Genomic DNA, 11,761 nt, shown 5'->3' on the forward strand with positions numbered 1-11,761 from the left:
CGCCCAGCTATTATCAGGTAGCAAGCACAGTCTGAGAGCGCAGGGCGCGTAAGGGAACGGCATGCCGGCACAGCGAAGTATTGTCATCTGCGGGGGCGCTTTTGCGGGGTTGGCGCTGGCCGTGGCGTTGCGCCAGGGGCTGGGGCCGGACATTCCGGTGATCGTGGCCGATCCGGCGCTGAGCCAGCGCCCGAGCCGCGATCCGCGTGCGACCGCGATCGTGGCGGCCTGCCGACGGCTGTTCGAGACGCTGGGCGTCTGGGGGCAGGTGGCGCCGACGGCGCAGCCGATCACCGACATGGTCGTGACCGATTCCAAGCTGGAGGACGCGACGCGTCCGGTGTTCCTGACCTTCGCCGGCAATGTCGAGCCCGGCGAGCCGTTCGCCCACATGGTCGAGAACCGCTATTTGATCGATGCGCTGGCGACTCGCGCCGAGGCCGAGGGCGTCGAGCTGCGTGCCACCGCGGTGTCGAGCTTCGACTCGCGGCCCGACGGCGTCAGCGTCCGATTGGCCGACGGCACCGAGATCGATGCGAGCCTGCTGGTTGCCGCCGACGGCGCGCGATCCAAGCTGCGCGAGCGCGCCGGGATCGCGACCCATGGCTGGGATTATGACCAATCCGGCATCGTGGTCACCGTCGGGCACGAGCGCGAACATCACGGCCGCGCCGAGGAGCATTTCCTGCCCGCGGGTCCGTTCGCGATCCTGCCGCTGACCGGCAATCGCTCGTCGCTGGTATGGACCGAGACGCGCACGGAGGCCTCGCGCATCACGGCGCTGAGCGAGGCGGAATTCCACGCCGAGCTCGAGCAACGGTTCGGCCTGCACCTCGGTGAGATCAAGGCGCTCGACAAGCCGCGCGCATTCCCGCTCGGCTATTTCGTCGCGCGCTCGTTCATCGCCGAACGGCTGGCGCTGATCGGCGACGCCGCGCATGTGATCCATCCGATCGCCGGGCAGGGGCTCAACATGGGCCTGAAGGATGTCGCAGCACTGGCCGAGGTCGTCGTCGATGCGGCGCGGCTCGGCATGGATCTCGGACAGGCCGACGTGCTCGAGCGCTATCAGCGCTGGCGGCGCTTCGACACGATGGCGATGGGGGTTGCCACCAACTCGCTGAACTTCCTGTTCTCGAATGAATCGACGCTGCTGCGCACCGTCCGCGATATCGGATTGGGCCTCGTCGATCGCGCGCCGCCGCTGAAGAGCATGTTCATCCGCCAGGCGGCGGGATTGTCAGGCGAAGTGCCGCGGCTGCTGAAGGGCGAGGCGCTGTAGGGCTACGGCTTCGCTGCGCATCCACTATTTCTGCGAAATGAAGGCGGCGACCGCGTCGATCAGGTCGGGGTCGAGCGGCCGCTCCGGCTCATTGTAGCTTGCCATGTCGTCCGCCGCGTCGGTGACGTCGACCAGCAGGTGATTCATATCCGGCAGCCACAATGATTTGGCCGCGACGTCGGCGGTGGTGAGCGCAAGGTAGTCGAGCCGCGCCAGCTGATGGTCGCGGCCGCCCGCGACGATCAGAACAGGCCCGGTGATCTTCTTCATCGGATCGACCGGATCCTCGGTAAAGGCCGACGCGATGGCGGGTTGCATCGCAGGCGCGATCGCCAGCCCCGCCGGCGGCGGATCGACGATTTGTCCGGCCATGATGTCGTCGATGGCCTTTCCGATCGGCGCGAATTTGTCAGGCGGCAGCTGCTTTTCGAGCTGCGCCTTCAACACGGCGCCCTGCTTGCGCGCCGCCGTTGTCAGCAGCACCAGCCGGTCGATCGGCACGCGCTGGGCGGCGAGGATCGCGACCAGGCCACCCTCGCTGTGCCCGACCACCGCAACATGCGCGAACCTGCCGCTGCCGCGCAGATAGTCGATCAGCGCCGCCGCGTCGCCGACATAGTCCTTGAAGCGAAAGTCCTCCGGACGGCCAAACTCCTTCTTCCATTCGCCGGCGCCGCGCTTGTCGTAGCGCAGCGTCGCGATGCCGCGTGCGACCAGCTGCTCGGAGAGTTTTTTCAATGTCGCCGGCTTGAGCTGCGGCCCGTTGCCGTCATGGTCGGTCGAGCCGGAGCCGGCGATCAGCAGCGCCACCGGCGGTTTCGCGACGTCGGGCGGCACCGTCAGCACCGCGTCGATCGCGCCGATGCGCAGCCTGCTCTCGTCGGCCGCCGCGCTCGCCACGGAGACGAGCAGCAGCAGCCATGTGACGAGGGCGCGCATCAATCTATCTTGCGCGCCTCTTCCGGCAACATGATCGGGATGCCGTCGCGGATCGGATAGGCAAGTTTCGCGGAGCGCGAGATCAGCTCCTGCCGCGCGGCGTCGAATTCCAGCGGTCCCTTGGTGATCGGGCACACCAGGATTTCGAGCAGCTTTGGGTCGGCGGTGCTGTCGAGGTGGTCGGTCGTGGAACTCATTGCGGTCTCCGGCTGCAGCGTTTTCGAGCGAAGTGGGTACCGGTTCGCGTGAAGAAAACGCGTCAGAACAAACTGGCCGTCGTGTAGCACACTCTCGTGTCAGCTGTCAGCGCTTGGCCATCCGCAACAGCTCGTCGATTGCGGCCTGCTGACGCGGCTTCGGCAGCGTTTGTTCGGACAGCGCGTAGCCGATGAACGCCCAATAGAAGATCTGCGCCCGGCCCCGCGCCACGTCGTCGGGGAATCCGGCATGCCGGAGCAAGGTTTCGATATAGCCGATCCGGCGCTGGTCGACCTCGAGCACAGCGGCGCGCGCCGCGGCATACCCGGTGGCCCAGCTGCGCACCGCGCGTTCCAGTGCCAGCCGCGCCGAGAAGGTCCGGCGCAGCAGCAGCGCTAGCGCGTCGCCGCCCTCCGGAATGGTCTCGAGCTCGGCGATCACCTGCTCGGCGGCAACCTCGCGCCAATGGTTGAGGATCGCGGTGCGGTAGGCGCCGATGTCGGCGAAATGCCAGTAGAAGCTGCCGCGCGAGACCCCCATGGCCTTGGCCAGCGGCTCGGCCTTGAGCGCCGTGAAGCCGTGCTTCGCCAGCGTCTTCAGGCCCTGATCGAGCCAGTCCTTGACCGAGAGCTGTTCCGTCATGATTTACCGTCCACGTCCCGACCATACACAAGTGTATTGACAGGCGCCAGCGGCTGGTGTCCTATCCATACAGTGCTGTATGGAGACAATGCGATGCGTGATCTTCTGCTGCAAGGCGCCGGACTCATCGCCATCCTGGTCAGCCTGATCCACGGCGTTCTCGGCGAGACTAAAATATTCGCACGCGCCACTGTCGAACCGCCGCGGCTGCGCCTCTTGCTTCGTCTGGTCTATCAGGCCGGCACCGTCGCCTGGATCGGCGGCGGCGTGCTGCTGGTCGCCGCGCCGGCGATGGCCTCCGATGCCGCGCGGCACTGGATCGTGGCAACGCTCGCCATCGTGTTCGGCAGCGCCGCGCTCGCCAATGCGGTCGCGACGCGTGGCCGGCATTTCGGCTGGATGGCGATGAGTGCCGTCGTGGCGCTCGCCGCCGCCGGCTACTAGCGGACACGATCATGACGACTGATCGCATCAGCCTGAGCATCGCCAACGGCGTCGCCGACATCAGGCTCGACCGCCCGGACAAGCTCAATGCGCTCGATCCGGCGATGTTCACCGCCATCGCCGCCATCGGCGCGCAGCTCAAGGACAACCCGAATATCCGCGCGGTGGTGTTGTCGGGCGAGGGGCAGGCGTTCTGCGCCGGCCTCGACATCGAACGTCTGGTCGCAACGACGGAAGGCCAATCCATCCTGCCTTTTGTCGATCTCGGCCAGCGCACCCACGGCATCGCCAACTTCGCGCAGCATCTGGTGTGGCTCTGGCGCGAGTTGCCGGTGCCGGTGATTGCGGCCGTCCACGGCATCGCATTCGGCGGCGGCTTTCAGCTGATGCTCGGTGCCGACATCAGATATCTTGCGCCAGCCACGCGTCTGGCCGTCATCGAAGCCAAATGGGGGCTGGTGCCCGACATGGCCGGAACGCAGCTGATGCGCCATCTCGCGCGCGAAGACGTCGTCCGCGAACTGACCTATACCGCGCGCGTCTTCTCCGCGGAGGAAGCGCTCGGTTACGGCTTCGCCACCCGGATCGTCGAACAGCCGCGCGATGCCGCACTGGAGACGGCGCGCGCGATCGCTGACCGCAGCCCGGACGCGATCCGCGCCGCCAAGCGGCTGCTCAATCTCGCAGCCGATCGCGATGCGGCGACCGGACTCGCGGCTGAAACGGCCGAGCAGGCGCTTCTGCTTGGCACCCCCAATCACGTCGAAGCGGTCAGGGCCAATCTCGAGCGACGACCGCCGCAATGGAGTTTTGCATGACTACTGGAGCGGGATTCGATCTGGAGCGTCTGATTGCGACCAATGCGTCGGCGGCGTTCAACCGGCTTGTCGGCCTCGAGGTGGTTTCCGCCGGTGCCGGCGCGGTGGAGCTGCGCATGCCCTGGCGCGATGATCTGACCCAGTATGCAGGCCACCTGCACGCGGGCATGATCGCGGCTTTGCTGGATACCGCCTGCGGCTTCGCCGCGGCGTCGCTCGTGGGCTCCGTCACCGCATCGCACTTCTCGATGAATTGCTTGAAGCCCGCGGTGGGCCGCGGCTTCATCGCCAAAGGCGTTACGTTGCGTGCCGGGCGCCGACAGGTGTTCGCGCGCGCCGAGCTGTTTGCGGAGAACGAACAGGGCGAGGCGACGCTGGTCGCAACCGGCGAAACCGTCCTTGTTCCGCTCGAGAGTTGAGGGCACGCAGCGCAGGCGTCTGCAATATTTATGGAGCCATCAATTTCCGTGTGGAATCGGCTTACGCGCGGATAACCATGCCACCGAAAGTTGTAGAAAATTATCGAGAAGACAATTCAATCGGCCTAGCCTGTCCGCGCGGACAACCATGGGCCGACGCATGTTTCGTGTTCTGACGTGTCTTTCAGGTGAGCATGACTGGCGGCTCGTTCTGCTCGCCGGCTTGGTCTGCTTCGTTGCCAGCATTGTCGCGGTCAACATCTTCCATCGCGCGATCGCTTCACAGGCGAGGACGCGGCTGATCTGGATCGCGATCGCGGGAGCTGCGATCGGCTACGGCATCTGGGCGACGCATTTCATCGCCATGCTCGCCTACGAGCCGGGCGTGCCGACCGGCTATGGTATCGTCCTCACGGCGCTGTCGCTCGCCGTCGCGATGATGCTGACGTCCGGCGGACTCGGCCTTGCCGCCAGCGACTCCGGCTCCTGGCGTGCGCCGGTCGGTGGCGCGGTAATCGGAGCCGGCATCGCCAGCATGCATTATCTCGGAATGTGGGCGTTGGAAGTGCCGGGCCATGTGGTGTGGTCGCTCGACCTCGTGGCGGCCTCCATCGTGCTCGGCATGCTGTTCGGTTACGCCGCGCTGTCGGTCGCGGTCCGCCATCAGGATCGCTGGATGTCGCTCGTGGCGGCGCTGTTGCTGACGCTTGCGATCGTGTCGCATCATTTCACCGCGATGGGCGCGGTCGAGATCGTTCCGGACCCGCTGCTGGCTCCGGAAGCCTTGTCGCTGTCTCCCGCCTTCCTCGCCATCGTGATCGCGGGCGTGGCGCTCTCGGTGCTCGGGATGAGTCTGGTCGGCGTGCTCGCCGATCGGCGCCTCGCGCTTCGCACCCGCCGTTTCGAGGAGATCATCAGCCAGCTCTCGCTGGCGCGGCAGCAGGTCGAGGCGTCGCAGAAGGAGCTGGAAGAACAGCGGTTCCGGCTGGATACGGCGATCAACCACATGGGCGAGGGCCTCTGCATGTTCGATGCGGAGAAGCGCCTCGTCGTGTGCAACGAGCGCTACGCCAAGATGTACCGGCTGCCGCCCGAATTGCTGCTGCCCGGCACCGCCCATCGCGAGATCATCACGCATCGGATCGCCAACGGCATTCTCAAGGGCGAGACCAGCGACAGCGCCGCGACCCAGGTGCTCGCGACACTGAACGCACTGCCGGCCGGCGAGATCAGCAGCCGGGTCGACGAGCTTGCTGATGGCCGGCTGATCTGCGTGACGCGGCAGCCGATGCCCGGCGGCGGCTGGGTGGCGACGCATCGCGACGTCACCGAACAGCGGCGCTCCGAGGCCAAGATCACCCATATGGCGCAGCACGACGCGCTGACCGATCTGCCGAACCGCGTGCTGCTCAAGGAGTGGATGGAGCAGGCGCTCTCCGGCGCGCGGTGCGGCGGACCGAGCCTTGCGGTGCTGATGCTCGATCTCGACCGCTTCAAGGACGTCAACGACACCCTCGGGCATCCGGCAGGTGATGCGTTGCTGAAGTCGGTGGCCGCGCGGTTGCGCAGGAGCGTCAGCGATACCACGCTGGTGGCGCGGCTCGGCGGTGACGAGTTCGCCGTGATCGACTACGTCACCGATCCGGTCACGGAAGCCGGTGTGCTCGCCGAGAGGATCAGGAAGGCGCTCAGCGAACCAATCGATCTCGGCGATCATCGGGTGACTACCACGACCAGCATCGGGATTGCGATCGCGCCGCGCGACGGCACCGATTCCGACGAGGTCCTGCGCAGCGCCGATCTTGCGCTCTACTCGGCCAAGAGTGGCGGGCGCGGCGCGTTCCGCTTCTTCGAGCCGGAGCTCGACCGGCAGCTGCAGACCCGGCGCAGCCTCGAGCGCGACATGCGCAGCGCGCTCGCCAACGGCGAGTTCGAGCTGCATTATCAGCCGTTCATCAACGTCGCGAGCGGGGAGACCTGCGGCTTCGAGGCTCTGTTGCGATGGCATCATCCGCAGCGCGGCATGGTCTCGCCGGCGCAGTTCATTCCGCTGGCGGAAGAGACCGGCCTGATTGTGCCGCTCGGCGAATGGGTCCTGCGCACCGCGTGTGCCGAAGCCGCCAAATGGCCCGATGATCTCAAGATCGCGATCAACCTGTCGCCGGTGCAGTTCAGGAGCCCCGAACTGGTCCCGGTGATCGTGCACGCGCTGGCGAGCTCGGGGGTTTCGCCTGACAGGCTCGAGCTCGAAGTCACCGAAACGGCGATCATCCAGGACAGCGAGGCGGTGTTCGCGGCGCTCAGCCAGCTGCATGATCTCGGCGTGCGGATCGCGCTCGACGATTTCGGCACCGGCTATTCATCGCTGAGCTTCCTGCAGAAATTTCCGTTCGACAAGGTCAAGATCGACCGCAGCTTCGTGTCCGAACTCGCGGGCGCAACCGACGAGTCGCGCCGGATCGCACGCGCGATCGTTCGCTTTGCCGTCAGCCTCGGCAAGACGACGACGGCCGAAGGTGTCGAAACCAGGGAGCAACTCGACATCCTGCGCGCCGACGCCTGCGTGGAAGTGCAGGGCTTCCACTTCAGCCCCGCGGTCCAGAGCGAGAAGGTCGCTCAGATGATCGGTGGGCGGATTTCGGCAGCCGAGCGCCCCGCGATTCGTCTCGCAATGGCCGGTGCCGCGTCCTGAGGCGTAAGGCCGCAGCAAGCGCTCAAAATCAAATTGCGCGTGGAGTGCAAAGCGGTTTTCGCGGCCGTTAGAATTTCTCTAAAGCGTGCCGCGTCCGCGCTTCCTTGACTTGGCAATCACCTCAGCATTGTTCACGCATGTGCTCGGCGCGATGGCGTTGTGGGCATGATCGTCAACGGAGGGGAGATGCGCGTGAGAGTGATTTTGAGCGCTGTACTTGCAGCTGGTGTTCTGGGGCTTTTCGGTTCGGCGGCGTTCGCCGACGGTTACAAGACTTGCACCAAGCTCGACAAGGCGTCGTGGAAGCCGGCCAGCGATGCCGAAGCCAAGGCCAAGGCGGCCGGCTACGAGGTGCGCCGCTCGAAGGTCGAAGGCTCCTGCTACGAAGTGTACGGCGTCAAGGAAGGCAAGCTCTACGAGCTGTTCTACAGCCCGGAGGATCTCAGCCTGAAGCACACGATCGCCAAGTGAATCGCCGAGTGAAGCAGACGCGATGACGAAGGCGGCGCCCGGCGCCCGCGGCGCCACCACCGTGCAGGTCTGGGACCTGCCGCTGCGGTTCTGGCACTGGGCGCTCGCCATCCTCGTCCTGGTCGCTTGGGTGACGCCCAACGTCCATGACCGGCTGCACCGGCTGGCGGGTTATTCCGTGATCGGGCTATTGGCGTTCCGGCTGATCTGGGGCTTTGCCGGCACGCGCTATGCGCGTTTCGGCAAGCTCGGTGTCCGGTTGCGCGCCGCGCCGCGCTACATCTGGAATCTCCGTCGCGGCATCACCGGCCGCTACATCGGGCTCAACCCCGCGGGCACCGTGATGCTGGTGGCACTGCTGCTCACGCTCGCGGTCTCCGCGATCACCGGTGCGATGGAGGTCACGGTCACCTTCTTCGGCGTCTGGTGGGTCGAGGACACCCACGCCTATGCCTCGGATGCGGTCATCATCCTGGTCGCCCTGCACGTGCTCGGCGTCATCGTGGTGGGATTGCTGCAGCGTCAGAACCTGGTGCGCGCGATGTTCACCGGACGCAAGCAGCTTCGCAATCGTTGATCTCCGCGCAAAACGCCTTGCGTTTGTCGCGAGCGATCGTCCCTCATTGCACCGGCGGGTCGCCCGAGGTGCGCTTCTTGGCGAGGTCCATCTCGGTGACCGCGATCAGGATCTCGGCGCGGGTCTTCAGGTCGGGCGCTTCCAGCATCGCCTGCTTCTCGGCCGGACCATAGGGCGACATCATCGCCAGCGCATTGACCAGCGCCTCGTTCGGCGCGGATTCGATGCCTTCCCAGTCGACCTTCAGGTTGTTGGCTTCCAGGAAATCGGCGAGCACTTCGAGCAGCGCCTTGCGGTCGACGGCGTCCTCGCCCTTGCGCGCGGTGAAGTCGCCGGCGAAGGAGAAGAAGTCGACCTTGCACTGCCGGTACGCCGTCTGCACGGTCAGCTCCTCGACCACCTTGAAGCGTGCGACGCCGGTCAGTTCGAGGATGTAGCGGCCGTCGCCGGATTCGGCGAGCTGGGTGATGCGGCCGACGCAGCCGATGCGGAACAGCGCCGGCTGCGCCTCCTTCTGCGAATGCGCCGCATCAGGCTGGATCATGCCGATCAGGCGGTGACCGTCGCGCAGCGCGTCGTCGATCATCGCGAGATAACGCGGCTCGAAGATGTTGAGCGGCATCTGGCCGCGCGGCAACAGCAACGCGCCCGGCAGCGGGAACACCGGGATCACCTCGGGGAGCTCGCCGGGCCCGCGATATTCGGCATTGATCGGCATCTGCGGTCCCGGTGCTATGACGGGCGTGCGTTACGAGAACAATATCGTCGACAACCGCCTGCGCCCCTCGACGGTTGCCTCATCGGTGCCGCCCCACGCTTCGAAGAACTGCACCAGCTGCTTGCGCGCGCCGTCGTCGTTCCACTTGCGGTCACGCTTGACGATCGCGAGCAGCTGCTCGGTCGCCTCCGTGCGCCTGTTCATGGCATTGAGCGCGGTCGCAAGATCAAACCGGGCCTGATGATCGAGCGGGTCTGCGGCGACTTTCTGTTCCAGCTCCGCGATCGGTCCGACCGACTGCGCCTGTTCGGCGAGGTCGATTGCCGCCTGCACCGCCTTCACCCCGGCGTCATTGCGCTTGGATTCCGGCACCATCGCGAGCGTCTGCTTGGCCTGCTCGACCGCACCCGACGTGACGTAGCACTTGGCGAGGCCGGCCAGCGCCGCGATGTTGGTGGCGTCGTGCGCCAGCACCTCGGCATAGATGTGCGCCGCAGCCTCGACGTCGCCCTCGGCGAGCACCGCGTCGGCCTCGGCCAGGATCTCCGCAAGATTGGGCTCGCCGGCGGCGGGCACACCCTTGGTGATCTTCTCGATGAAGGCGTTGATCTGGCTCTCCGGCACCGCGCCCATGAAGCCGTCGGCGGGCTGGCCGTTGACGAAGGCGATCACAGCCGGGATCGACTGGATGCCCATCTGGCCGGGGATCTGCGGATGCTCGTCGATGTTCATCTTGACCAGCTTGACCCGGCCCTTGGCGTTGCGGACCGCCTTTTCCAGCATCGGGGTGAGCTGGCGGCAGGGACCGCACCAGGGCGCCCAGAAGTCGATCATGACCGGCTGGCGGCGCGATTCCTCGATGACGTCCTTGACGAAGGTCTGGGTCGTCGTCTCCTTGATCAGATCGGGCGCTGCCTGGGGCGTGGGGCCGCCCTGCTCCATTATCGTCACGTTGTCCTCGCCTTGGTCTTCTGAGGTCGGAAAAATACGGGGGCGTTCTAGCACGCTCCGGACGGCGTGTTCAGCCGTTCTGTCAGCCCAGAGCATGATCCCGGAACATGCTCGGTAGATGGCGGTCGGCCGGCAAAATTCAATCGCTTGCCGCCCGGCCCGTTCCATCGGAGATCGGGTGGGTTTGAGGTTCGGAACGGCCGACGATGGCGCTCCTTCATGGCAACAGGGGATCGCCCATGGCAAAGGCCTATTACAGCACCGTATTCGAGCAGCCGGCTGGCGAAGTCTGGAAAATCATTCGCGATTTCAACAATTACCCGGTCTGGGTCCACGGCGCGGGGACGAGCGAGATCGAGGACGGCAAGTCCGGCGACACTATCGGCGCCGTGCGCAACGTCCTGTACCGGGAGCGGCGGATCCGGCAGCGGCTGCTCGCCCAGTCCGACGTCGAGCGCTTCCAGACCTACGAATTTGCCGGTCCACCGACCCTGCCGATGACGGATTTCAGCGCAACCCTGCGGGTGACCCCGGTGGTCGACGGCGACCGGGCCTTTATCGAATGGTGGGCGGTGTTCGATTGCGACGCGGACCGCCGCGTCGAACTGGCGCAGACGCTGACCGGCTGGTTCGAGACCTGGCTCGAATCGCTCCGGGACGAGATGGCTCTGAGGCTGGTTCCGGCCGAAACATAAAAAGAAATCGTCGCGGTGGCCGGTTTCGGCCGATTCGGGGTCAATTTTTAAGGAAACCGTGCGATTTCGTGAAGTTCGGACAGCGCTCTTGTGTTGCATTCACAGACAGCATTTGGCATAGGTCTGCCGTTGCCGGCGAGCGATCGCCGCCATTTCGGATGCGGGTGTAGCTCAGTGGTAGAGCACGACCTTGCCAAGGTCGGGGTCGAGGGTTCGAGCCCCTTCGCCCGCTCCAAAATATCTCGCTGACCGAGCTGACAGTCTGATGAAGGCCCGCCCATTGGTGCGGGCTTTTTGTTGTTCGGGCGGTGTTGTGATCTCGCGGCCAGGATGCCGCGGCCCCACAATGGCCGCTTCTCCCGCTGATGCGCGTGAGTGACGCGGCGGATGTCAGGACCTGCGAGGCGGTCCGTCCCACCGCCGCGGTGAAGCTGTATTCCGGCTCCGACAACGATAGCGCCACAACCGAAGCGGGCGAGAGCTGCAAGGCGCTCGCGGACAACATAACGGTGCGGAACGGCGACATCATCGCCGCCGATGACGGCTTCAAGATCGCGGCGATCTTCGGCGGGCACAAGCGCAGTGTGTTGTTCAGGTCGCTGCCGAAGGCACAGGCGCTCGGGCGTTCGCGCTTCTCGTCGCAATTGACGCGATCACGAGCGTTAGCTTCGTTCGAATATTACGCTGCGGTGCAGAATGCCTTGTTATCAGGCAGCCAGCGCGCGAAAATTTCGTCTCAAATTTCGTCTCAACTTGTTTTGACGCAGCGCACACCACTGCACGCGCTTTTCAGCGTCGATGGATGTGCTACCATTTTGCCGTCTGACCTACCTCACAGACCGCCACCATCATCTCTCAGGGCGTTCAAGATCAATAACAGGCAAGCTGCAATGGCTTGCGTAGGGGAGTGACGCG

Annotated in this window: 14 protein-coding genes and 1 tRNA gene; 10 read left to right on the forward strand and 5 right to left on the reverse strand. The window is 65.4% G+C overall.

Features of this window, described 5'->3' with window-relative positions; translation table 11 throughout:
• The first annotated feature begins 61 nt into the window (after positions 1–61).
• Positions 62–1,282 carry a ubiquinone biosynthesis hydroxylase gene (locus ACE103_RS00165; RefSeq protein WP_375777871.1) on the forward strand — a complete coding sequence of 407 codons (1,221 nt, stop codon included), beginning with the start codon at positions 62–64 and terminating at the stop codon, positions 1,280–1,282.
• A gap of 24 nt (positions 1,283–1,306) precedes the next feature.
• Here the strand turns inward: ACE103_RS00165 and ACE103_RS00170 are convergent, their stop codons facing one another.
• The 3 genes from ACE103_RS00170 to ACE103_RS00180 all read right to left on the reverse strand — a co-directional run bounded on the left by ACE103_RS00170 (position 1,307) and on the right by ACE103_RS00180 (position 3,061).
• A complete protein-coding gene (locus ACE103_RS00170; protein WP_375777872.1) occupies positions 1,307–2,221 on the reverse strand; it encodes an alpha/beta hydrolase family protein in 915 nt (304 codons plus the stop codon).
• Entirely contained in the window at positions 2,221–2,418 is a 198-nt protein-coding gene (locus tag ACE103_RS00175) for a Trm112 family protein (RefSeq protein WP_223971236.1), read from the reverse strand. Before ACE103_RS00175 ends, ACE103_RS00170 begins: the two co-directional genes overlap by 1 nt.
• 106 nt (positions 2,419–2,524) lie before the next feature.
• The gene (locus ACE103_RS00180) at positions 2,525–3,061 is read right to left on the reverse strand and encodes a TetR/AcrR family transcriptional regulator (protein WP_223971233.1); all 537 of its coding nucleotides are present in this window, start codon (positions 3,059–3,061) and stop codon (positions 2,525–2,527) included.
• 93 nt (positions 3,062–3,154) lie between these two features.
• On the opposite strand from ACE103_RS00180, the gene ACE103_RS00185 reads away from it, so the two are divergent.
• The 6 genes from ACE103_RS00185 (at position 3,155) to ACE103_RS00210 (ending at position 8,482) form a co-directional block, all read left to right on the forward strand.
• Positions 3,155–3,505 carry a hypothetical protein gene (locus tag ACE103_RS00185; protein WP_097676238.1) on the forward strand — a complete coding sequence of 117 codons (351 nt, stop codon included), beginning with the start codon at positions 3,155–3,157 and terminating at the stop codon, positions 3,503–3,505.
• A gap of 11 nt (positions 3,506–3,516) precedes the next feature.
• Positions 3,517–4,323: a crotonase/enoyl-CoA hydratase family protein gene (locus ACE103_RS00190; RefSeq protein WP_375777873.1), complete on the forward strand. Its 807-nt coding sequence runs from the start codon at positions 3,517–3,519 to the stop codon at positions 4,321–4,323.
• On the forward strand, positions 4,308–4,742 hold the full coding sequence (locus ACE103_RS00195) for a PaaI family thioesterase (protein ID WP_375777874.1): 435 nt from the start codon (positions 4,308–4,310) through the stop codon (positions 4,740–4,742). Before ACE103_RS00190 ends, ACE103_RS00195 begins: the two co-directional genes overlap by 16 nt.
• 160 nt (positions 4,743–4,902) lie before the next feature.
• Positions 4,903–7,434: an EAL domain-containing protein gene (locus ACE103_RS00200; protein ID WP_375777875.1), complete on the forward strand. Its 2,532-nt coding sequence runs from the start codon at positions 4,903–4,905 to the stop codon at positions 7,432–7,434.
• A gap of 186 nt (positions 7,435–7,620) precedes the next feature.
• A complete protein-coding gene (locus ACE103_RS00205) occupies positions 7,621–7,905 on the forward strand; it encodes a PepSY domain-containing protein (protein WP_223971221.1) in 285 nt (94 codons plus the stop codon).
• Positions 7,906–7,927: 22 nt separating this feature from the next.
• Positions 7,928–8,482 carry a cytochrome b/b6 domain-containing protein gene (locus ACE103_RS00210; protein ID WP_375777876.1) on the forward strand — a complete coding sequence of 185 codons (555 nt, stop codon included), beginning with the start codon at positions 7,928–7,930 and terminating at the stop codon, positions 8,480–8,482.
• Between the two features lie 43 nt (positions 8,483–8,525).
• Here the strand turns inward: ACE103_RS00210 and ACE103_RS00215 are convergent, their stop codons facing one another.
• A complete protein-coding gene (locus ACE103_RS00215) occupies positions 8,526–9,200 on the reverse strand; it encodes an LON peptidase substrate-binding domain-containing protein (protein ID WP_375777877.1) in 675 nt (224 codons plus the stop codon).
• Positions 9,201–9,230: 30 nt separating this feature from the next.
• A complete protein-coding gene (trxA, locus tag ACE103_RS00220; RefSeq protein WP_375777878.1) occupies positions 9,231–10,151 on the reverse strand; it encodes a thioredoxin in 921 nt (306 codons plus the stop codon).
• 239 nt (positions 10,152–10,390) lie between these two features.
• On the opposite strand from trxA, the gene ACE103_RS00225 reads away from it, so the two are divergent.
• The 3 genes from ACE103_RS00225 (at position 10,391) to ACE103_RS00235 (ending at position 11,757) form a co-directional block, all read left to right on the forward strand.
• A complete protein-coding gene (locus ACE103_RS00225) occupies positions 10,391–10,846 on the forward strand; it encodes an SRPBCC family protein (RefSeq protein WP_375777879.1) in 456 nt (151 codons plus the stop codon).
• 160 nt (positions 10,847–11,006) lie between these two features.
• Positions 11,007–11,081: transfer RNA gene (locus ACE103_RS00230), tRNA-Gly, on the forward strand.
• Positions 11,082–11,217: 136 nt separating this feature from the next.
• Positions 11,218–11,757: a hypothetical protein gene (locus tag ACE103_RS00235; protein WP_375777880.1), complete on the forward strand. Its 540-nt coding sequence runs from the start codon at positions 11,218–11,220 to the stop codon at positions 11,755–11,757.
• Positions 11,758–11,761: the final 4 nt, after the last annotated feature.

It is taken from the genome of Bradyrhizobium sp. ma5, assembly GCF_042258955.1.
Lineage (GTDB): Bacteria > Pseudomonadota > Alphaproteobacteria > Rhizobiales > Xanthobacteraceae > Bradyrhizobium.